We start from the raw sequence: 20,610 nt of genomic DNA on the forward strand, positions 1-20,610 counted from the left end.
GCGCATGATCAACACACGTATGCGGCACACCTGCGCTGTCTTTGCGCTGCTCGTCGTTTCCGGGTGCGGTGCGCCGATGACCGGGACGCCGCTGCCCGGCGAGATGGACGTCCGCACCCTCGACGTCGGCCAGTACTCCACGGAGCCGCTGGACTCTTACGAGGAATTTCAGCACTCGGTGCGCAGCGGGACCGCCCTGGCCATCTCACGCCTGGCCAACCACGTGGTGACAGGTAACGATATCGACGCCAAACTGCGCTACGGCACCGGCGTGCAACAACTCGCCAAACCCGAAGATGTCAAGAACGTCCTGGCCGAACAGAGCGTACCGGTCGCCGCTCGAAACAAGATGCTGTTCGGATTCGCCTCCGGCAGTAGCGATTTCCGGCCAGAGCCATTCGTGGAAGTACCGTCGGACTCGACACTCACCACCGTGGCCGTCATGCAGTTTCCGGACTCCCAGTCCGCCGACCGGGCGGCGACCGAATTCGAAGAGACCGACTTCTCCGTTTCCCCGGACCAGAACGAGCGTGTGCAACTCGCGAAATACCCTATGGCGCATTCTCATTGGCGCCCTGGAACGCCGACTATAGGTTCGGTCGTCGCGCACGGAAGCTATGTGGTCAGCACTTTCATCTCCACATCCCAGCCCGTCCTCGCCGACCTGACCGCACTTATAGAGAAGGTTTACGCAGCACAGTTGCCTATGCTCGACACGCTTGCGCCGCTGTCTGCCGAACAGGCCCTGCGATTGGACCTCGACCCTGAAGGCATAATCCGCCGAGTCCTCAATCCCGGCAAGCTGGCTGTACCCGATCCCGGCGGCCTCGCGGCATACGAACTGCAAGGATTTCTACACTTTCAGACCGACCGCATAGCGTCGAAGATTCTGTATGCCGACAGCGAGCGTTTCGTCTTCTCGGATGCCTACTCGCCCACAACGAACAGCTACACCAAGGGAGTTGCACAAAGCTTCGGCAAGGGGACCGACAGGTTCCTGCAAGGAGCCATCCTGATCCGAACGCGGGGTATCGACTCGGCCAAAGCACTCTGGTTGGCGATTCTGGACGCACCGGACGCCAAACAGGCACCGTCGAATGTTCCGGACAGCAAATGCACCGAACTACCGACGGATAAATACGTCAAGGACTGGGTTTGCGCCGTACGGTATCGCAGCTACGTCGGCTACGTCTGGAGCACTCAACTGCAGGACGCACAGCAGCGTGCGGCAGCTCAGTATGCCGTGCTCGCCAACAGCCAGTAGCGCACCGGCCCTGCCAACATCACCGACCCTTTGCTGCCGATATACCTGCAATCTGATGTAGCGGGAGCCATAGTGGTTGGGTAAGGTACAACCAGCCAGCCCACTCGCCAATCAAGACATCAGCGAGCAGGGGGAAGGAGGGGAGCCGAGCGCTGGCGTTGCAAGCATGCCAAGATGACCACGTCCGTAGCCTGTCGAGCGGCCCATACGCGGCCCCGACACCACGGACGAGCACGGCAACGGACACTGGGGTCTGATCTCCGTAGGGGGAGATCCAAATTTTCTCGAGTCGGATGGAACCGATCAGACCTATCGAGCGTCCAATCAGATGTACAGGCCAACTGGGGGCTTCTGCCGTTGGCCGAGACGGGAAACCGAGAAGGAGCCGAAAATGGCAGGACAGCTTCAAGCGGACCACATCGCCATCGAGAAGTTCGCGCAGAACTGCAGTGATCGTCACACCGCACTGCAGAACGCGATCACCGCGCTGAACACGCGGTCGGACGAAACCACCGCGACCTGGTCAGGCCAGGCACGGAAGGCGTTCGATGCGCTGATGGACGCCTACTTCGAACAGGCGCGGAGGCTGAACGACACGCTGGACCAGACCTCCGACAGCCTCCGCAAGGCCGGCAAGTCTTTCGTAGCGCAAGACGAGCAGTTTGCTCAGCAGGTATCGCAGCAGGCTTCCAGCCTGACACTCCCCTGATCGATCAGCCGAACCACTAATACCACGGAGGAGTTCCAGATGGTAGCGAACGACCCGAATACAATTTCCTCTAACTTCGGCGCGGTCGAGGCTGGCGCACAGTCCATCGTGTCCGAAGCGAAGAACATCTCGAGCATGCTCGAGGACTTCCACAAAGAGGTCACCGACTTCGTGACCAACAACTGGAAGGGTGACGCCAACGACGCGTTCGCCCAGCTCCAGTCGCAGTGGAACACCAACGTCACCCAGCTGAACGCCACGCTGGAGACCGCCGGTCGCGCCGTCAGCTCCGGCAACACGGATCTGCAGAGCACCGACACCAGCCTCGCTGGTCTTTTCTGAGATCCTGTCTCGGCTAATTCGGGCCCCCGGCAAGCTACTTGCCGGGGGCCCGAATTATGTGCTGTCCAAACACTTATGGATAAAGACGAGGCAATCCGCGGTGCGCGACTGCTGGCCTCCGACATCGAGAATTCACTGGGTTTTTCAGCGCAGCTCACTTCCGATGTCACAGAAGAATGGCTCGAGTTCAGAGAGCAGACAGGACGACCCGCGCCGAATTCCATGGTCGGCCTCAGCGTTCCCGACGTGGGCTCGTCAGCGGCCCTAGACCCCGGCGATCTGGAGAGCACGACCGCCGAGGAGTTCGCGATGGCGTTGGCCCGAATCCTGCAGGACGACATCCAGATCCACACCCGAGAGCTATGGCCGAAGGACCCGGCCACCAGCGGCCGGGCGCTGCACTCGAGCGAGCGCGGTTGGCAAAGTATGGAATACCGCGCGTATCTCGTGCCGTACGGCCGACTGGGCCGAGATGCCAGCCCTATTGAATGACACGAACCGAACTGCCGAAGTTCTCACAAGTCGTCGACAAGGACTGCCAGTCGTTGTCGGCGTATTGGCAGCCGATGCTGACCTGAATTCCGTACTCCAGCAGCACATGCCAGCGGACGGTGGAGCCGTCGCCGGGGCGCTCGGTGTAGGCGAGGGTGGAGCGGCCGCCGTAGACGACGTCGCGCTGCAAGTCGGACATCACGCCGGCCGGGCGCTGCTTCATCTGGGTTTCGAGTTTCGTCGCGACCTGGTCGTAGGTCGCGCCCGGTGCAACCGGGGTTTGCGTCACTGTGACGCGTAGGCGAGCACCGTCATCCGGGGACAGATCCACCCGGGACTTGCCGGAAGCGTCCGGCGTCGAGGCGAGATGCCAGCCGTCGGGGATCTGAAAGCGGATGCGGCCGTATGTTTCCGGTCCGGCGGCAGGGGTGGTTGTCGGTGCGGCGGCGGTACTGCTCGGTGCCGATTCGCTGCTGGGTTCCGCGGTAGTAGGCGCAGCGACCGGTGCATCGTCGGAGCGGTTCAGGAAGACGACACCGCCGACCACGGCCGCGGCGACCACGACGACCGCGGCGATGGCCGCACCCACATATCCGAGACCGCCGCGACGCGGCTGCTGCGCAGCGGCTCGTTCGCGCAACGGCTGCATCCATTCGTCCTGCGGCAGAACAGACGGAAGCTCCGACTGATGAATCGGTTCGGTCTGCCGCCCACGGATCAGATCGGACCCGATGAGCGCCCGCAGACCAATGCCCTGCCCGCATCGCTGCTGAACAGCAGCGCGGAGGAGGTCGAGTTTCCCGGCCTCGGTGACACCAACGGATTGCGCGAGGTCGGCAGGCTGACCGTCGAGCACACGATCTATCAGCTCGCACAACGCGGTGAAGCCACTCGATTCCGGCAGCACCTCGGCGAGCGCCAAAGCCGGCTGGTGCTCACAGGATTCGATGTGCACACCCTGATGGCTGCGGATGACCGCGGTCGCCGTGGTGGTGAGCGCGCCGAACTCCAGCACCAGCGTGCGCCGACTGTGGCTGGTGCCCTCATCCGCCGCGACCGCCCGCACCGCAAGCTCCTCGAACACGACGTCCGCCGTGAATCGCCGAGCCGCCTGGTCGAGGACGGACCGCCGCGACGCACCCCATTCGGTCGGGCAGATCAGCGTGATCCGCTCGCACGGCGCGGCGACCCGCAGATTCTCCAGCACCGCGGCGAACACCGCGGTCAACCCGTCGACGACGGTGGGAACACGCGGCAACAACGCCACCGCCTCCGCAGGCACATACTGCACCGCAGAACTCACCTGCGTCGGCGGCGTCAGCGACTCCCCGACCACCAGATCGAACCCGTTGCTGCCCAACACGATCGAGGGCGGCACGTCCCAGTGCGTCGTCGCGCCACGCGCCCAGACACGCGTGTCGGTGACCACGAGCTCGACGGTGGACATCAGGCTGTCGGCGGCATCCAGGCCGTCTGGATCAGACCTTCGCCACTACGAGAGACATAGGTGCCGCGTCCCGGCGGCATCGGGCCCGGCCGCGTCGTACCCATCAGCACACCCTCGTCACGGCTGCAGCTCATGGTCAGACCGGCCGCACTGAGATCCTTCATCCTGGCCAGCGTCGCCTCGAACATGGCGCGACCGGCACCGCCGGAACGCCGGGCGATGATCAGGTGGAAACCCAGGTCTCGGGCGTGCGGCAGATGTTCCAGCAACGCCTGCACCGGATTTCCGCTCGACGTGGACACCAGGTCGTAGTCGTCGATGATCACATACAGCTCCGGCCCGCTCCACCATGAGCGTTCCTTCAGCTGCTGCGGCGTCACGTCCGTACCCGGCGACCGATTGCTGACGTACGCGGCCAGGTCGATCATGTTCTGGGTGAACTGCGGTGCGGTCGAGCCGTATCCGGCGAGATAACCCTCCGGCACCATGCCGAGCATCGAACGCCGGTAGTCGCCCATGATGATCCGCGCCTGGTCCGGGGTGTTCGACGCGCAGATTCCCTCGACGATCGAGCGCAGCAGCGTCGTCTTTCCCGACTCGGTGTCGCCGATGATGATGAAGTGCGGGCTGACGGCGAAGTCGATGTAGACCGGCGCCAGCTCGGCTTCGTTGATACCGATCGGGATGCGCATGCACTTCGCCGACCGGTCGACCTGCGCCGGCCAGTTTCCGGCCAGCTGGAGCATCTGCTCGCGCGGCAGTTCCTCCGGCAGCATGCGCACCGACGGCGCCGGGCGGCCCGGAGTCAAGCGGGCGATGGTCGCGACGGCGTCGCCGACGGCCTGGCCGATGTCGGTCGGATCCGAGCTGCCATCGATGCGCGGCAGGCCGGTCAGCATGTGCAGGCAGTCCGGCGTCATACCGCGACCAGGGCGGGCCTGCGGAACCATCGACGCGAACTTGCGGCCGAGGTCGGAATCCATCGGATCGCCGAGTCGCAGTTCGATTCTGGTGGCGATCTGATCCTTCAGCGCGGGTCGCGCCTCGCGCCAGCCGGCCAGCGCGATAACGATGTGCACGCCGTAGGACAGACCCTGCACGGCCAGGTTCATGATCGTCTGCTCGAGCAGCTCAAAGTCCTGGCGGATGGAGCCGAAGCCGTCGATCACCAGGAACACATCGCCGAACGGATCCTCGTGCGCGCCGGTCGCGGCCGGGCTGCTGGACGGATCCATGGCGCGCAGACGGCGGAACTCGGTCATCGACTCGATGCCGAGCTGCCGGAACCGCGCCTCGCGGGTGCGCACGATGGTGGTCATCTCGGCGACGGTGCGCCGGACCTGATCTCCGTCCAATCGGCTTGCGACCGAACCGACATGGGGCAAACCCTGCAGGCTCATCAGCGTGCCGCCACCGAAGTCGAGGCAGTAGAACTGCACCTGTTCGGCGGTGTGCGTCAGCGACATGGCCATGATCAGCGTGCGCAGCGCGGTCGACTTGCCGGACTGCGGGCCGCCGACGACGGCGACGTTGCCGCGGGCGCCGGACAGGTCGACCACCATCGGGTCACGCCGCTGGTCGTAGGGCCGGTCGACGATGCCGATCGGCGCGCGCAGCGTGGCCACCGCGGAGTACTCGCCGGTGAGGATCGAGCGCGGGATGAGCTGGTCGAGCGTGGGCGCCTCGTCCAGCGGCGGCAGCCAGATCTCGTGCGCGGGGCGGCCGTGGCCGTTGATTCGCGAGACCAGCATGTGCACGTTGGAAACCTGCTCGCCGTCGTCGCCCTGATGCTCGGTCTCGCCGGGCTCGGCGGGCAGCGGAACCCGGTCCACCGCACGGAAATCCACGTGGGTGGCGGTGAACGGACGGGCCTTGATATCGATGTCGCCGGACTGGGTGGCGACGGTGATGTCGCGCTGCGAGCCGCCGCCGACGTACGCGCCGGAGACGTAGGAGGCCTGGAACCGGACGATCTCGCCGGAGTCCGACTTGAGGTAGCCGCCACCGGGGTTGTTCGGCAGGTTGTAGGCGTCGGGAACACCGAGCACCTGGCGGGATTCGTTGGCGGAGAAGGTCTTCAGGCCGATCCGGTAGGAGAGGTGACTCTCCAGACCCTTCAGCTTGCCCTCTTCGAGGCGCTGCGAGGCGAGCAGCAGGTGCACGTGCAGCGAGCGGCCGAGCCGGCCGATCATCACGAACAGTTCCGCGAAATCCGGGTGCTGGGTGAGCAATTCGGAGAACTCGTCGAGCACCACGAACAGCGCGGGCAGCGGATCCAGGTCGGCGCCGGCCGCGCGGGCCTTCTCGTATTCGGAGACGTTGGCGAAGTTGCCCGCGGCGCGCAGTACTTCCTGGCGGCGGTTCATCTCACCGGCCAGCGCGTCCTTCATCCGGTCGACGAGGTCGGCCTCTTCTTCCAGGTTGGTGATGACGGCCGCGACGTGCGGCACGCTGTCCAATCCGAGGAAGGTCGCGCCACCCTTGAAGTCGACGAGCACCAGGTTGAGCTGGTCCGGCGAGTGCGTGGCGAGCAGGCTGAGCACCAGCGTGCGCAGGAACTCCGACTTACCGGAACCGGTCGCGCCGATGCACAGGCCGTGCGGGCCCATGCCGTTCTCGGCGGCTTCCTTGATGTCGAGTTCGACGGGGAGACCGTCCGCGCCGACACCGAAGGCGACCCGCAACCGCTCCCGGCCGTAGCGCGGACGCCACGCGTGCTCGGGGTTGAACATGCCGATGTCGCCGAGGCCCATCAGCTGACTCCAGGTCGAAATCACCTCGGAGTCATCGGTTTCCACGTCACTGCTGCGCTGTGTCGCCGCCCGGTACGGGGCGAGCCGTCGAGCGACCTGTTGCGCCTGCTGCGGGCTGATCCGGTCGATCAGCGCGAAGCGCTCCTGATTGCCGGTCGCGCCGCGGCCGACGCATTCGCCGTTCTCCACGATCATCTTGATGCCGCGCGAGACCGCCAGCCGCGGGGCGTAACCGCACAGGTCGATGATGGTGACGCCCTCGTAGCCGGATTCGCGCAGCTGATCGTCCTCGGCCTCGAGCAGGCCGCCGTCGACGACGATCACGATGTGCACCATGTTCGCGTTGGCCGGCTGGTTACGCGAGTAGCGGACCCGGTTGCCGAGCAGCGGCTGCAATCCGGCCATGGCTTCGCGGATCGAGCCGTAGAACATGCGCTGGGTGCCGATGCCGTCCTGGGCATCGGGGTGCTGGGTGTGCGGGAGCCACTTGGTCCACTCCCATTCGCGCGCGGTGTCCGGACCGCAGACGAAGGCGAACAGCACCTGGTCCGGTGCCTGGAACATGCTGAGCTGCAACAGCATCGCGCGGGTCATGTCCCTGGCCTCGACCCGGTCGCCGTCCAGGGCGATGGTCGCGAAGCCCTTGACCGCGATGGCGGTCGGCAGGTCGGGCACGGTCGAGTGCGCGCGCACGAAGCGGCGCAGCGAGACGGCCGCGATGGGCTCCAGCTCTTCCACCGGTCCGGTCTCCGGCGCGACCAGGCGGGTCGCCAGGCGCTGGCCGCCGACGCCGATGCGGGCGTGGCAGAAGTCCTTGTCGCCGGCCCGGCGCTCCCACATGCGGCTGGTGCCCGCGAGCATCCAGATCAGGGTGGGTTCGGGATGACTCCACTCGACCGAGGCCCGCTGCTGGGTCGCCGTGGTGTCGACGTCGCGGCGCACCTGGTCCAGATAACGCAGATAGTCCTTGCGGTCCTCGTTCGCCTCAGCGGCCTTGGCCCCCTTGCCGCCGCCCTGACCGGCGAACATGCCGACCATCGAGAACATCATCATGAGCGGGAACATCATGCTCATCGGATTCGACCCGATGCCACCGCCCTGGGTGAACATCAGCGCCATCATGCCGACCATGCCGATGATCATCACGACCGGCATCAGCTTCATCAGCAGGTTGCCCGGCGTCACCCGAGGGATCTCGGGCGGCGGCTGCAAGGTGACCTCGCCGCCGGGCGAGCGCGGCATCTCCCGGCGCGCGCGACGCTGAAACCGGACGGTACTCATCTGCGAGAATCCCCCTCCTCGACTGCTGTGATTCCGGCTCAGTGTAGAGGCCGTAGCCGACATGTCGTACAGTTCGACCAGCATTCTGCTGCCCGAACCGTGGGTTCGCAAACTCGACGTAGGGTCTCGGGTTTGCGAAAATACGAGGTAGAAGACGAGTTGGGGGAAGCTTGACGCACGCGCGACTTGACCACATCGATGAAAACTCCTCGCACGGCATCGTCCGCGCACCGGATCTCGCCCGGGTGACAATCCTCGCCAAGCACACCCAGGTGGATATGGCGATCCCGGTGGACGTGCCGGTCGCGCTGGTGATTCCGAGCGTCGTCGACATGGTCGCACAGCACAGCCGAACCAACGATTTCGACAACGAGGGCGAGCGCTTCGAGCCCGCCGAGTGGGTGCTGGCGCGGATCGGTCACCCGCCGTTCTCCAACTCGCTCAGCCTCGGCGAGCACGGTGTCCGTGACGGCGAGCTGCTCATGCTGGAGAGCGCCTCGCACACCGCGCCCACGCCGCTGTTCGACGACATCATGTACAACGTCGCGATCGCCGATACCGATCATTACCGCAGCTGGACCCCCAAGGTCGCGCGGATCACCGGCTCGGTGCTCGCCGCCCTCACCATGCTCGTCGGCTGTCTCGGGCTGCTGCTCGCGCCCGGTTCACTGCCTTATTGGGTCAGCGGTTCGGTCGCATTGGCAGTGACAATTCTGCTCGTGGTCGCGGCCATGGTGCTCAGCCGGATGTATGGCGACACCTCCACCGCGCTGGTTCTCGGTGGTTGCGCGCTACCGACCGCCTTTACCGCGGGCATGCTCTACGTGCCCGATCATTACGGCTGGCCGCACATTCTGCTCGGCTCTGTATTACTTGGCGCCACTGCGGTTCTGGCGTGGCGGGTCAGCGGCGTCGGACTCGCGCTGTTCATCGGTGCGACCACGCTCGCCGTCTATGCCGTGCCTGCCGCCCTGGTCGGCCTGCTCACCGCGCAGCCCGAGCGCGCGATCGGCGCCGGTGCCGCGGCACTCGGCCTCGCCGGTCTGGCCCTCGCACCGCGAATCTCCATGCTGCTGGCGAAACTGCCGCTGCCGCCGGTCCCCTCCCCCGGCACCCCGATCGACCCGACCGAGGACGACCCCGACGACCACCGCGCCCTGCCCACCATGGAGGCGCTGCGGGTGAAGTCGGAACGGGCCCGCATGTACCTGGCCGGCCTGGTCGCCGCCACCACCCTGGTCACCGCCATCGGCGCCCTCGCCGCCACCGACCCGATGGCCGACGACCCGTACTGGCAGGGCATCGCCCTCGCCATCGTGTGCGCCGTCGTCCTGATGTTCCGCAGCCGCACCTACGCGGGCGCCGAACAGGCCGTCGTCCTCATCGCGGGCGGCGCGGGCATCGTGCTGATCATGTTGGTAGGCGCCAGTTTCGAGATGGACCAGCCGCTCGCCGTCTTCGGCACCGCCATGGTCATCCTCATCGCCGCCCTCATCCTCGGCATCATCATCCCCAACCAATCGGCCACCCCACCCATGCGCCGCGGCGTGGAACTCCTCGAATACGCCTTCGTAGCCGCCGTCCTCCCCCTGGTCTTCTGGGTGGCCAGCCTCTACTCCCTCGTCCGCGGGCTGTGAACCGCTACCTGCGCACCGGCGCGGCAGCGACTGTGCTCGCCCTGAGCATGTCGTTCGGGTTGGGCGCGAGTCAGGGTGTGGCATACGCGGATCGACCGCCCCCGGTCGACCCGTCCTTGCTGCCGACGGGCGACCCGGCGCGACCGCCGGACAAGACCGAACATCCGCCCAACTCACCCTGCTACTCCACGCAGCAGGGTGGCGATGGCCCGACGGTTCCACCAGCGCAGCTTGCGCTCAATCTGAAGCGCGCGTGGGATTTCTCCCGTGGTGAGGGCCAGCTCGTCGCCGTCATCGATACCGGTGTCGTCCGTCATCCACGCCTGCCGGATCTGGAGGCAGGCGGTGACTACGTAGCAGACCCCGGCGACGGCGTCAGCGAGGACTGCGACGCGCACGGCACTCTCGTGGCGGGCATAATCGCCGCGAAACCGGTAGACGGGCAGGGGTTTTCCGGCGTCGCCCCAGATGCACGCATTCTGTCGATCCGCCAAACCAGCGCGCTGTACGAGACCCCCGGTCGGCAGGACAAGAAGCCCGAGGACGCGCCGGACGGCTACGGCAGGATCGATGCACTCGCGAGCGCGATTCGCCGGGCTGCCGACCGGCGTGCCTCTGTCATCAATATTTCCCTGGTCTCCTGTGTGGCCAAGGACCAGGCACTCGGTGATGGTGCAGTCGGTGCCGCGGTGCGGTACGCGACTTTGGAAATGAACTCGGTCGTGGTTGTTGCTGCGGGCAATACGGACAAGTACTGCAAGCCGAGTAATCCGAATCTAATCAACCCACTGCACCCCGACACTGATCCGTGGAAAAACGTGACGACAAACGTCACGCCTGCACGTTTCGACGATTACGTCCTCTCGGTCGGTTCAATCGATGAAAACGGTGCGCCCTCGAAGTTCAGCGTTCCAGGTCCTTGGGTCGGCGTAGCGGCACCCGGTGAAAACATCGTGTCACTCGATCCGCGTGGCACCGGCACTATCACCGGCAAGTACGAAAAAGAGCAGCTGATTCCGAATAACGGCACCAGCTTTGCCGCACCCTACGTGTCCGGTGTGGTGGCACTAGTCCGTGCTCGCTTCCCTGAGCTCAGCGCGCTCGAAGTGATCAAACGCATCGAAGCCACCGCACACGCCCCGGGCGAGGGCTGGAACCCTTATATCGGCTACGGCGCAATCGATCCGGTCGCGGCGCTCACCGCCGAAGTCACGAAACCCCTTCCACCGAAGAGCTCGGCCGCACCAAAGCAGGTGCAACTCGCGGTACCCGCACCAACCCCACCGCCGGACCACCGAGCCCGCAATGTCGCCCTGATCGGCAGCAGCACCGTCGCCATCCTGCTGATCCTGGGCATGCTCGCGTCATTCCCGATCCGCCGCAGATTCGGCATCTCCGGCGACGACATGTAGCAGAAGGGCCTCAGCGAATTCCGCTGAGGCCCTTCTGTTCAACCGCAGTCGAATTCTACTCCACGTTGTGCAGCGGAGATTAGCAACTGCTATACATTGCTGCCACTCAATGTCATTTTATACGAGCCGTTTCCCTCGCTCACACACACAAATTTCCAGTAGCCAGCATGAGTTTGATTCGGCTCCTCTTGCCGAGTGAGTCTGTCGTTCTCCTGCGCAGCAAGGTTCTCGCAATCTGCGTATGTCAAACCTGTGACGTCTGCCGGGTACGCGGACGCGACACCAGCGCCAACGACTCCCGCCGAGCCCAGCGCCGAAACGATCATAGAGATGGACGCGACCACCTTCAGAAAATTCTTCATTCTTCCCCTCTGATTCAGCCCTGAGCGACGACCGCGCTCAGGATTTCGACTAGGGTCTCGGCATGCGGCCGTCTAAGCAGCCCGCGTCCGCTATCCCACCCGAAACTTGTTCTGACACTTGGTATGACGCAGCAAGATCACGATCGGTTCCCTCGGTTCGGGAACTTCTTCGATCCGCCCGGCTCGGCGACTCGTGCGCGCTGCCGGAAAATCCGCTGAGCTGCCTGTAGCGTCTGCACGGCAAACTGCGGTACACAGGGTGCCGGATACGATCAACGCAGGTAGTGCCCATGTCGCAACAAGAGCAAGCAGTCAGCGCCGCGCCCGCTAACCATGGGCTGAGCCGTCGTCAGGCGTGGGAGCGGGCCACGGGTGTGCCGATGGTGGTGCTTGCCGTCCTTTTTCTCGGCGTTTATGCCTGGTTCGTGCTCGACACCGGCGCCTCGCCACAATTGGATGCTTGGCTCGGTCGGGTCGATGTGGCGATCTGGGTGGTGTTCGCGGTCGATTTTCTGGCGCGGCTCGGATTGTCTACTCGCCGTTGGGAATTCCTGCGCACGCATCCGATAGAACTGTTGATGGTGATCGTTCCGCCGTTTCGGCCGCTACGGCTGGTGCGGGCGGCGGTGCTGGTGCTCGGCACCCTGAATCGGCACACGTTGAGCCACCGCACCCGCCTCTCGGTGTTCGTCGGCAGTAGTTCGGTGCTGATCCTGTTCCTGTGCAGCCTGGCCTTCTTCGACGCCGAGTACGGCGTGGAAGGCAGCAAGGTGCTGAACTTCGGTGACGCGCTGTGGTGGTCGGCGGTCTCGGTCACCACGGTCGGTTACGGCGACGTCTACCCGGTCACCGTCGAGGGCAGGCTGATCTCCCTGGTCCTGATGACCTTCGGTATCGGCATCATCTCGTTCGCCATCGGCACCACGACCAGCTGGGTGATCGATCAGCTGAAGACGGTCGAGGAGACGGCCGACCGCACCGATCGGGAGATCAACGTGCTGGTCGAGGAGATTCGTGCGTTGCGCGCCGAGGTGGCGGCAATGCACGAGACCAACGGCGCGGACAATCCGAATTCCATTGGCGCGGACGGCCGTTAGCCGACTACTTCGACGAGGCGATCGGCTGCTTGGCCGGGCTCGGATCCGGGGCGATGCCGTCGTGCGCGACCATCGCTTCCTCGCGGCCCATGGTCGGTCCACCGGCGAGCAGACCCACGATCGGCCACGGTGCGGGTTCGGGCGTGACGCCGCCTTCGGTGTCCATACCGAGCGCCTTCGCCGCTTCCTTGTTCTTGATGCCGTAGCGAACGCCGGTGTCGGAGACGTAGAACAGGCTGTCCTTGCGCCGACTGTCGACTTCGATGCCGGTGGTCTGGATGAAGGCGCCCGAGCCCGGCTTGAAGTACACCGAATCGACGTTGTCGCCCTTGCCGTCGGCCTGCGCGAGCGGAACCAGCTTGGCGTTCTTCGGCATCGGCAGGTCGGTGGCGTCGATCACCGACAGCTTCGCGCGCACGGCGACGTCGGCGTTGCCCGCGGCGCCGGCGATCGGCTCCCAGGACAGGCAGCTCACCGGGCGAGAGTTCGTTTGGACGATCGTCGGCGCGACATCCGGGTAGGTGTCGACCTTCAACGCCCGCGACGGCTGCGCACGGGCCGCCTCGAAGTCACCGATCGCGGTGCCATGGTCCGAGCTCGGCTGCGAACTGCGGATGATGGCGGCGGTCAGCGGGCTGATCGGCTGCAGACCGTCACGCAGGATCACCGCGTTCTGATCGGCCTTGCCTGCCACCTGGACCACGGTGCCGATCTTCAGGTTGTTGATCGGGTAGCTGGGCGTCCCGCCCGGATCATCGATCTTCGGCGGCACAATCTGATTCACCTCGGGGATGGAGTTCAGCAACCCCTCACTGATCGGCCGGGGAATCGCGCCTCGAATCTTCAGCGGAACGGTGACCGACGGGTCGTTCATGTCGACGCGAGCCCGCGTGTTGTTCCACACCAGATAGGTCGCGTTCTTGCCTTTGACCAGCAGACCTTGGTCCCGGTCCATGGCCGACGCCTTGTCGTTGAGCTCGAGGTCGCCGATCAGCACCGAGGTGGTGCGGTCGTCGCTGCCATCGGTCTTCAACGAATCACAGACGGTCCAGCTCCGCCCCTTGCCTGCTTTATCGAAGATCAGCGAGCTGGGCGCACCCGGAATGCCGATCAGCTGGCCGCGCGGCTTCTTACCGAGTTCGGAATCCTTGACGATCGTCGGCTTGGACGAGTCATCAGCGGCCAGACGAGCCGAGGCGAGGTTGAGCGTGGGGTAGACGACGTCGTCGATCTGGACGTAGACGCCGCCCGATTCCTTCGCGATCAGGATCTTCTTGTCCCCGATTTTGTCCTGCGGACGCAGCAGGGCCAGGACCCCGCAACCGGCCAACACGACGATCGCCAAAACCAGCCCGGCCGCGTACGCCCGCGACTGCGAGCGCATCGGGTCGTGCAGCATTCGCACGTCCCGGCGGACCAGGGCGTGCTCCATCCGGCGGACCAGAAAGCGATAGCCGCTGACCTGCCACCGAGTGGTGGGTTTTGAAGGCATTATTCCTCCCCCGAACAGTGCTCACGTTCGCGCAACACAGTACAGTTCCCGAGGACTCTTGTTCAGCTCGGCCACTCCTAATCGGCCGACATCGGGTACTTGGGGGACGACGATGGCGGAACCTGCCGGGGCGGGACCACGGCCGCTGCTTGGCCGAATCTCGCTGCAGAATCTGTTGATTGCGCAGGTCATCGGCTTTATCGCGGGCGTAGTGGCGTTGCTCGCCGGGCTACAGCCGCTGATCGCGCTCGGGGTGGGCATCGTCGTCGCGCTGATTCCGCTGATCCCGATCGCCAAGCGCACTGTGCTGGACTGGATCGCGACCTGGTGGCGCTACCTCACCAAGCGCGAGTACACGATCGGCCAGACGGTCGACTTCCGCGGCACCGACGGGCGCTCGCTCGGGCTGTACTGGGAGGGCAGCCGGGTGGTCACGGTCGTCGAGGTGCTCGCCCCGCCCGGCGGACTGACCCGGATCGCCCGCAACACGGTGCACGCCTCGCACCTGCTTCCGCTGCCGGAACTCGCGAAATGCCTCAACCAGCACGACATCCTGCTCAGCGGCATCGACATCGTCAGCCACGGACACCGCAGCCGTTCGGGCACGCCCGCGGGCAAGATCTACGAATCGCTGCTCGGCCCGCTGCCTGCCACCGCGCATCGCACCGTGTGGTTGGCGATCAGCTTCGACGCGGTCGCCTGCCCGGAGGCGGCGGCCCGACGTGGCGGCGGCGCGGAGGGTGCTTCGCGCGCGGTCACCATCGCGACCCAGCGCATCATGCGCGCGCTGGAGGACGCCGACTGCAACGCCCGCATCCTGACCGCGCCGGAAATCCGCAAGGCGGTCCTGCAGATCACCAGCGGCTTCGACCCGCGCACGCTCGAACATCGTTGGCGCTACGCCGAAATCGGCAACAGCGTGAACATCGGCATGGCCGTCGATCCGAAGCGGCTCGGCTCGGACCTGCTCGCGCAACTGTGGGTGGCCCCGTCGCGCGGCACCACGGTCGCGGTCCGGCTGCGGCCGGGTAGCTCGGCGGAGTCGGTGAGCGTCGGCGCCGCGTGGCGGCTGACCGCACGGGAACTGCCGGAGCGCAGCAAGCTCGCCGGCATGGTGTCGATGAACGGACGGCACCGCGACGGACTGCTCGCGCACCTGCCGCTGGCCGTGCCCGGCGTGGACGCCACGGTCCCGATGAGCGAATACCCGATCGACGTGATCGACGCGCTGCACCTGCCGTCCTCCGGCTGTGGTCAGCTGATCGGCTCCGACGACGAGGGCAACGGCGTCGCGGTCCGCATCGTCGGCGCGGGCATCTCGACCGTCTACGTCGCCGGCGAGCTTTATCTCGCACAGCAATTGGTGTTCCGCGCGCTCGCGGTCGGCGAACGCGTCCTGATCCGCACCGACCGGGCGCACGCCTGGGAAAACCTGGTCACCACCATCGGCAACCCGGAGCGACTCACCCTCGCCGTCGAAACCCACCAGTCCGACGCGGGTTTCACCGCGACCGTCGTCGACGGCGTCCTCGCCCCCGCCCCGCACGCCGGCGTCACCACGATCTACGTCACCGGCGACCCGATGGGCTGGCCGGGCACCCGCCCCGACCTGTCCATCCACCAGCCCGGAGCGATCGGCAACCACGTCATCCTGCGCACCGGCACCGCCCAGGTCGACCTCACCCTCGTCTCCATCCCCCGCGAAGCCACCTACATCGGCCACCCCCGCGGCCGCCGCGGCGCCCCGGTGCCGAGCGCAGGCTGACACCGCGCACTTCTGACCGGCCGGGCTCGAATCCGCCGGCGATTTCGTGCGCGGCGGCGCGAATCAACCGGGGTACGGGTCGGTTGTCCGAGCTGCGCGCAGATTCCTTGCCCACCAAGCCAATTGGCGGAGCATGCGGGCTGAAGCATCGATGGCGGCGCCGTCGTGGGTTTCGCCGGACGCGTCGAATTGCTTCTTCGCTTGGTGGAAGCTGACGGTTTCGCGGATCGAGACCATGTGGATCTCGGCGACCACCTGACGCAATTGTTCGACCGCGCGTAGGCCGCCGGAAAGTCCGCCGTAGGAGACGAAGGCGATGGGCTTGGCGCGCCATTCTTGTTTGGCAGTGTCGAAGGCAGTTTTGAGGGACGCCGGGTAGCCGTGGTTGTACTCGGAGGTGATGGCGACGAAGGCGTCGGCGGCAGCCAGCCGGGCGCGGTAGGCGCCGGCTTCGGGGGTGTCGGTCAGGTCGGTGGGCAGGGGGGTTTCTGCCAGATCTATGACGCCCGTATCGAACTCGGCGTGTGCGCCTACCGTGCGCAGGAACCAGTCGGCGACCACCGGAGCGAAACGCTCCGGACGTACGCTGGCCACGATTACCTCGAGTCGCAACGGAGTGTCCACCGCGTGAGCGTAACGGGCGCGGTCGAACGGAGTCCGTCAATAGACTGCCCGTGGCCGGAGCGAACGCGGCAGCACGCCCGGCGCGGTGAAAGGAAGACGAAATGATCTTGGTAACCGGGGCGACCGGAAACATCGGCGGCGAACTGGTGACGGCGTTGAGCGAGTCCGGCACGCCGGTCCGCGCTCTGGTGCGCGATCCGGCCACCGCCACGCTGCCCGCCGGCGTCGAGACGGTGACCGGCGATCTGAACCGCCCGGAGACCATGGCCGAGGCCCTCGACGGTGTGCGCGCGCTGTTCCTGCTGCCGGGCTACGACAACCAGGCCGACCTGCTCGGCCGCGCGAAAAAGGCCGGGGTGCAACGGATTGTGTTGCTGTCGAGCGCGTCGGCGGCGTTGCAGGACCTGGACAACGCCGTCTCCCGCTACATGACCCTGTCCGAGCAGGCGGTGCGCGAATCCGAACTGGCGTGGACGTTCCTGCGCCCGCGCTCGTTCATGTCGAACGCGCTGCGCTGGCTGCCCCAGCTCGCGGTCGGCGACGTGGTGCGGGTGCAATTCCCGGACGTCCGGGTCGGCGCGATCGATCCCGCCGACATCGCCGCGGTCGCCGCGCGTGCACTCACCGGCGACGACCTCGACGGCCGGATCCTGGAACTGACCGGCCCGCAAGCGCTGCTGCCCGCCGACCAAATCGCCTTGCTGGCAGCGGTTCTGGACCGGCAACTGGTCGCGCACGGGCTCACCACCGAGGAGACCAGGGCCGAGCTGGCAGCCACCATGCCGCAGCATTACGTCGACGCCTTCTTGAGCTTCTTCGCCGACGGCACGCTGGACGAGGAGACGCTGTACCCGACCGTGCAGGAGGTCACCGGACGCGCGCCGCGCACCTTCGAGCAGTGGGCGCGCGCACACGCCGTCGACTTCGCCCGCTGACCGCGTCAGCGGACCCCTCGTACGGTCCGCGCCGCCGAATCAGGCACGATATGTCCTGGCTATCAGCCTGACCGTGGCATAGTGTTCGACTCGGGAGGGGGATTCGTGATACTCGGGCGCTGGCTGCTCATCGAAACGCTCGGCCACGTCGACACGTGGTCGCTGCTCGCGGTCGACACGGCGCCGCGCGAGTGGAAGTCGTTCCAGCGCGCGGTATCCACGCGACTACAGCCCCTCGTCGCGACCGCCTACACCACCGGTTCGAGCATCGACCAGCAGCTACCGCAGTCCCGGCACAACTGGTCGGGCCAGCGCATCCTGGTGGTGCCGCTGCACGGACCGGACAACCGCGTGCACGCGGTCCGCCTGTGGGTCGGCACCGGCGAGCCACCGCCGCCGGTCGGCGTGGCCGCGTTCGGCGTCGACGCGCGCGCCCGGCGGATCGAGGCCCTCCCGCACGACCTCGGACCGCATTTCGAGCCCGACCACATCGTCTGGATCGGCGCGGAATCCTTCGAACTGATCGAACGATTCGACGGCGCACTGGATCTCGTCGCCACGCTGGCCAGGTCCGAGCCCGGCGACCGGTGGCTGGATACGGCAACCGTGCGTGCGCGCACCGGACCACGCACGCTGCTGCTCGCCGCCCGCAACCCCGACGAGAACCGGTATCGGTGGCTCGGTTTGGCGGTCGACGTCACCGACAGTGTTGCACCGCAACGGAAATCATTCGAAGCGGCGACCCTGGACCTGCTGCGCGGCGCACAACCGAACCTCTACCTCGCCATCGTCGACCTCGCCCAGGTGCGGCTGGTCCGCTGGGTCACCGAACCCGTCCCCGGATTGCGCTGGGGCCGCGGCACCGACGAACGCACGGTGCCGCATCCGGCCGACCGCCATCGAATAGTCCGCGCCCGCAATGACATCCGATCCGGTGCCGAGCGGGTGACGATCCCCGGCGTGCGGATGGCCACCGATACCGGCGACTGGCTGGTCGCCGACCTGGCCGCGTCCCCGCTCCCCAGCGGCACCACGGGCACACCGACACCCGAATTCGCCTTGGTTCAGCTGGATATCGTCGACTGGCCACACACCTGACCGAGCACGACGGTCAGCCCGCCGCCGCGCGCACGGGAGCCGCCGCGAACTCGGCCAGCCCGACCCTCGGCGCCACCATCGCGGTGAAACCCAATGTCCGCCTGGCCCGTTCGGGATCGGCGACGAAATGCCGCACGTCACCGAGCCGGTACTGCCCGGTGACAATCGGCGCCGGACCACCGCACGCCTTGGCCATGATCGAGGCGAGCTCCCACAGCGTGATCGGCCGCCCCGACGCGATATTCAGCGGAACGAACCCGGGCAGCGCCTGCTCGACCGCCGCGAGCACCGCCACCGCGGCATCGCGCACATGCACGAAATCCCTGACCTGCCCGCCGTCTTCGAACACATGCGGAGCCCGGCCCTCGTCCAGCGCGGCCCGCACCTGGCCCACCAGGCCGGCCCGCGCGCCCTCGCCGTAGACCTGATGCAACCGCAGCGCCGTCACCGCGCCGCCGACGTTCAATCCCCAAGCGAAGGCATAGTTTTCCTGCGCCACCTTGCTCGCGCCATAGCTGTCCCGCGGGCGCAGCGGTGCGTCCTCGCTCACCGGCTCCCAGGTCAGCAGGTCACCGGTGCGGGGCGCGCGATGATCGAACCTGCCCCGATCCAGATCCGCGCGCCTGCGCAGTCCCGGGAAGAACGGCCCGCCGCGCGCGCTGCGGTAGCGACCCTCGCCGTACACCGTGATCGAGGACGCCAGCACCAGTCGGCGCACCTTCGCCTGCTCCATAGCGCTGAGCAGCGCCGCGGTGCCGAGATCGTTGTGTGTCGCGAAGTCGGCCGGGCCGCCCGCGGTGACCGCGGCCAGGTGACAGACGACGTCGATGCCCGCGAGCAGCGGCACCAGCGCGTCGGTGTCGCGCACGTCCACGCGCGCGACACCGTCCGGCGGTTCCGCGTCCGGGCCGTGTCTCGCGGCGAGCATCAGGTCGATCGCGACGACCTCATGCCCGGCGGATGACACGGCTTTGCACACGTGTGTTCCGAGGAAACCGGCCGCGCCGGTGATCAGCACTCTCATTCACCGCACCCTTGTTCGGCACCCCCGCATGGGTCAGGGTAGCTCGAACGGCAGCGACACCCCGGTATGAACGCGGCACCGATCGCAGGTGTCGGTCTCGGTGACCGCGGCCACCGAGCGCCGGATCAGGTCCTTGAACGGCACCAGGTTGCGCTTGAACTCGGCGAACACGTCCACCGCGTGCACGCCGCTGCCCTCCTCCAGGCCCGCGTCCAGGTCGGTCACCAAAGCGACTGCGGCGTAGCACATCTCGAGTTCCCGGGCGAGCACGGCCTCGGGGTGGCCGGTCATGTTCACCAGGTCCCAGCCCTGCCCGGCGAACCAGCGGCTCTCGGCCCGGGTGGAGAACCGGGGGCCCTGCACGACGACCATCGTGCCCGCGCCCTTCATCGGCAGCACGTCGTCGGCGGACTTGATCGTCGCGGTGCGCAGGTCGTCGCAGTACGGGTCGGCGAAGGAGACGTGCACGCCACCGCCGTCGAAATAGGTCTGCGGACGACCGGAGGTGCGGTCCACCAGCTGATCCGGCACGGCGACCGTGCCGGGACCCCAGTCCGCGCGCAGGCTGCCCACCGCGCACGGCGCGAAGATCCGGCGCACGCCGAGCGAACGCAACGCCCACATGTTGGCCTGATACGGCAGGGTGTGCGGAGCGAATTCGTGATTCTTGCCGTGCCGCGGCAGGAACGCGACCGGGCGCCCCTGCACCTCGCCGACCGCGATCGGCGCGCTCGGCGCGCCGTAGGGGGTTTCTACCTCGACGTGGGTCGCCTCGTTGTCGAAGAAATCGTAGAAGCCGCTGCCGCCGATGACGGCGAGCGCGGGCTTGGCATGCGAACTCATGCACCGATTCTCTCGTCTCGATGCGACAGCCGC

Annotated in this window: 16 protein-coding genes; 10 read left to right on the forward strand and 6 right to left on the reverse strand. The window is 66.5% G+C overall.

Annotated elements, in window-relative coordinates:
* The first annotated feature begins 4 nt into the window (after positions 1-4).
* The 4 genes from AB0M22_RS42975 to AB0M22_RS42990 all read left to right on the forward strand — a co-directional run bounded on the left by AB0M22_RS42975 (position 5) and on the right by AB0M22_RS42990 (position 2,807).
* Positions 5-1,264: a hypothetical protein gene (locus AB0M22_RS42975; RefSeq protein ID WP_364739180.1), complete on the forward strand. Its 1,260-nt coding sequence runs from the start codon at positions 5-7 to the stop codon at positions 1,262-1,264.
* 391 nt (positions 1,265-1,655) lie between these two features.
* A complete protein-coding gene (locus AB0M22_RS42980; RefSeq protein ID WP_364739182.1) occupies positions 1,656-1,973 on the forward strand; it encodes a WXG100 family type VII secretion target in 318 nt (105 codons plus the stop codon).
* A gap of 39 nt (positions 1,974-2,012) precedes the next feature.
* Positions 2,013-2,315, forward strand: a complete 303-nt coding sequence (locus AB0M22_RS42985) for a WXG100 family type VII secretion target (protein WP_364739184.1) — start codon at positions 2,013-2,015, stop codon at positions 2,313-2,315.
* A 75-nt stretch (positions 2,316-2,390) separates the two neighbouring features.
* A complete protein-coding gene (locus AB0M22_RS42990) occupies positions 2,391-2,807 on the forward strand; it encodes a hypothetical protein (protein WP_364739186.1) in 417 nt (138 codons plus the stop codon).
* Here AB0M22_RS42990 and AB0M22_RS42995 read toward each other — a convergent pair.
* Positions 2,797-4,254, reverse strand: coding sequence for a type VII secretion-associated protein (locus AB0M22_RS42995; protein WP_364739188.1), 1,458 nt, complete (start codon positions 4,252-4,254; stop codon positions 2,797-2,799). The two genes, AB0M22_RS42990 and AB0M22_RS42995, sit on opposite strands and share 11 nt — an antisense overlap.
* On the reverse strand, positions 4,254-8,288 hold the full coding sequence (eccCa, locus tag AB0M22_RS43000) for a type VII secretion protein EccCa (RefSeq protein ID WP_364739190.1): 4,035 nt from the start codon (positions 8,286-8,288) through the stop codon (positions 4,254-4,256). Before eccCa ends, AB0M22_RS42995 begins: the two co-directional genes overlap by 1 nt.
* A 170-nt stretch (positions 8,289-8,458) precedes the next feature.
* Here eccCa and eccD point away from each other — a divergent pair, with 170 nt between their 5' ends.
* From eccD to AB0M22_RS43015, 3 genes are all read left to right on the forward strand, one after another.
* On the forward strand, positions 8,459-9,925 hold the full coding sequence (gene eccD / locus AB0M22_RS43005; RefSeq protein WP_364739192.1) for a type VII secretion integral membrane protein EccD: 1,467 nt from the start codon (positions 8,459-8,461) through the stop codon (positions 9,923-9,925).
* Positions 9,922-11,337, forward strand: coding sequence for a type VII secretion-associated serine protease mycosin (mycP, locus tag AB0M22_RS43010; RefSeq protein ID WP_364739193.1), 1,416 nt, complete (start codon positions 9,922-9,924; stop codon positions 11,335-11,337). The genes eccD and mycP overlap by 4 nt, the downstream gene beginning before the upstream one ends.
* A gap of 652 nt (positions 11,338-11,989) precedes the next feature.
* Positions 11,990-12,796, forward strand: a complete 807-nt coding sequence (locus AB0M22_RS43015) for an ion channel (protein ID WP_364739195.1) — start codon at positions 11,990-11,992, stop codon at positions 12,794-12,796.
* Between the two features lie 4 nt (positions 12,797-12,800).
* On the opposite strand, the gene eccB is transcribed toward AB0M22_RS43015, so the two are convergent.
* Positions 12,801-14,288, reverse strand: coding sequence for a type VII secretion protein EccB (eccB, locus tag AB0M22_RS43020; RefSeq protein WP_364739197.1), 1,488 nt, complete (start codon positions 14,286-14,288; stop codon positions 12,801-12,803).
* Between the two features lie 112 nt (positions 14,289-14,400).
* Between eccB and eccE the strand changes: the two genes are divergently transcribed.
* Complete coding sequence (gene eccE / locus AB0M22_RS43025) at positions 14,401-16,053, forward strand: type VII secretion protein EccE (RefSeq protein WP_364739199.1); 1,653 nt, start codon at positions 14,401-14,403, stop codon at positions 16,051-16,053.
* 63 nt (positions 16,054-16,116) lie between these two features.
* Here the strand turns inward: eccE and AB0M22_RS43030 are convergent, their stop codons facing one another.
* Positions 16,117-16,677 (reverse strand): NAD(P)H-dependent oxidoreductase, encoded by a 561-nt coding sequence (locus AB0M22_RS43030; protein ID WP_364739201.1) that lies wholly within the window; start codon positions 16,675-16,677, stop codon positions 16,117-16,119.
* Positions 16,678-16,778: 101 nt separating this feature from the next.
* On the opposite strand from AB0M22_RS43030, the gene AB0M22_RS43035 reads away from it, so the two are divergent.
* On the forward strand, positions 16,779-17,612 hold the full coding sequence (locus AB0M22_RS43035; protein WP_364739203.1) for an NAD(P)H-binding protein: 834 nt from the start codon (positions 16,779-16,781) through the stop codon (positions 17,610-17,612).
* Positions 17,613-17,693: 81 nt separating this feature from the next.
* Positions 17,694-18,710: a GAF domain-containing protein gene (locus AB0M22_RS43040; RefSeq protein ID WP_364739205.1), complete on the forward strand. Its 1,017-nt coding sequence runs from the start codon at positions 17,694-17,696 to the stop codon at positions 18,708-18,710.
* A 13-nt stretch (positions 18,711-18,723) separates the two neighbouring features.
* Here the strand turns inward: AB0M22_RS43040 and AB0M22_RS43045 are convergent, their stop codons facing one another.
* Together AB0M22_RS43045 and AB0M22_RS43050 are read right to left on the reverse strand one after the other, a co-directional pair.
* Positions 18,724-19,734: an NAD-dependent epimerase/dehydratase family protein gene (locus tag AB0M22_RS43045; protein ID WP_364739207.1), complete on the reverse strand. Its 1,011-nt coding sequence runs from the start codon at positions 19,732-19,734 to the stop codon at positions 18,724-18,726.
* Positions 19,735-19,767: 33 nt separating this feature from the next.
* Positions 19,768-20,577 (reverse strand): S-methyl-5'-thioadenosine phosphorylase, encoded by an 810-nt coding sequence (locus AB0M22_RS43050; RefSeq protein ID WP_150404175.1) that lies wholly within the window; start codon positions 20,575-20,577, stop codon positions 19,768-19,770.
* Positions 20,578-20,610 lie beyond the last annotated feature (33 nt).

This window comes from Nocardia sp. NPDC051756 (assembly GCF_040681495.1).
Taxonomy (GTDB): domain Bacteria; phylum Actinomycetota; class Actinomycetes; order Mycobacteriales; family Mycobacteriaceae; genus Nocardia.

Excerpts from the sequence above, each read along its gene's own strand:
- AB0M22_RS43050 (WP_150404175.1), bottom strand. The coding sequence starts at position 20,577 with ATGAGTTCGCATGCCAAGCCCGCGCTCGCCGTCATCGGCGGCAGCGGC.
- eccCa (WP_364739190.1), bottom strand. The coding sequence starts at position 8,288 with ATGAGTACCGTCCGGTTTCAGCGTCGCGCGCGCCGGGAGATGCCGCGC.
- AB0M22_RS43015 (WP_364739195.1), top strand. The coding sequence starts at position 11,990 with ATGTCGCAACAAGAGCAAGCAGTCAGCGCCGCGCCCGCTAACCATGGG.
- eccB (WP_364739197.1), bottom strand. The coding sequence starts at position 14,288 with ATGCCTTCAAAACCCACCACTCGGTGGCAGGTCAGCGGCTATCGCTTT.
- AB0M22_RS42995 (WP_364739188.1), bottom strand. The coding sequence starts at position 4,254 with ATGTCCACCGTCGAGCTCGTGGTCACCGACACGCGTGTCTGGGCGCGT.
- AB0M22_RS43035 (WP_364739203.1), top strand. The coding sequence starts at position 16,779 with ATGATCTTGGTAACCGGGGCGACCGGAAACATCGGCGGCGAACTGGTG.
- AB0M22_RS43045 (WP_364739207.1), bottom strand. The coding sequence starts at position 19,734 with ATGAGAGTGCTGATCACCGGCGCGGCCGGTTTCCTCGGAACACACGTG.
- AB0M22_RS42985 (WP_364739184.1), top strand. The coding sequence starts at position 2,013 with ATGGTAGCGAACGACCCGAATACAATTTCCTCTAACTTCGGCGCGGTC.
- eccE (WP_364739199.1), top strand. The coding sequence starts at position 14,401 with ATGGCGGAACCTGCCGGGGCGGGACCACGGCCGCTGCTTGGCCGAATC.
- AB0M22_RS42980 (WP_364739182.1), top strand. The coding sequence starts at position 1,656 with ATGGCAGGACAGCTTCAAGCGGACCACATCGCCATCGAGAAGTTCGCG.
- AB0M22_RS42975 (WP_364739180.1), top strand. The coding sequence starts at position 5 with ATGATCAACACACGTATGCGGCACACCTGCGCTGTCTTTGCGCTGCTC.
- AB0M22_RS42990 (WP_364739186.1), top strand. The coding sequence starts at position 2,391 with ATGGATAAAGACGAGGCAATCCGCGGTGCGCGACTGCTGGCCTCCGAC.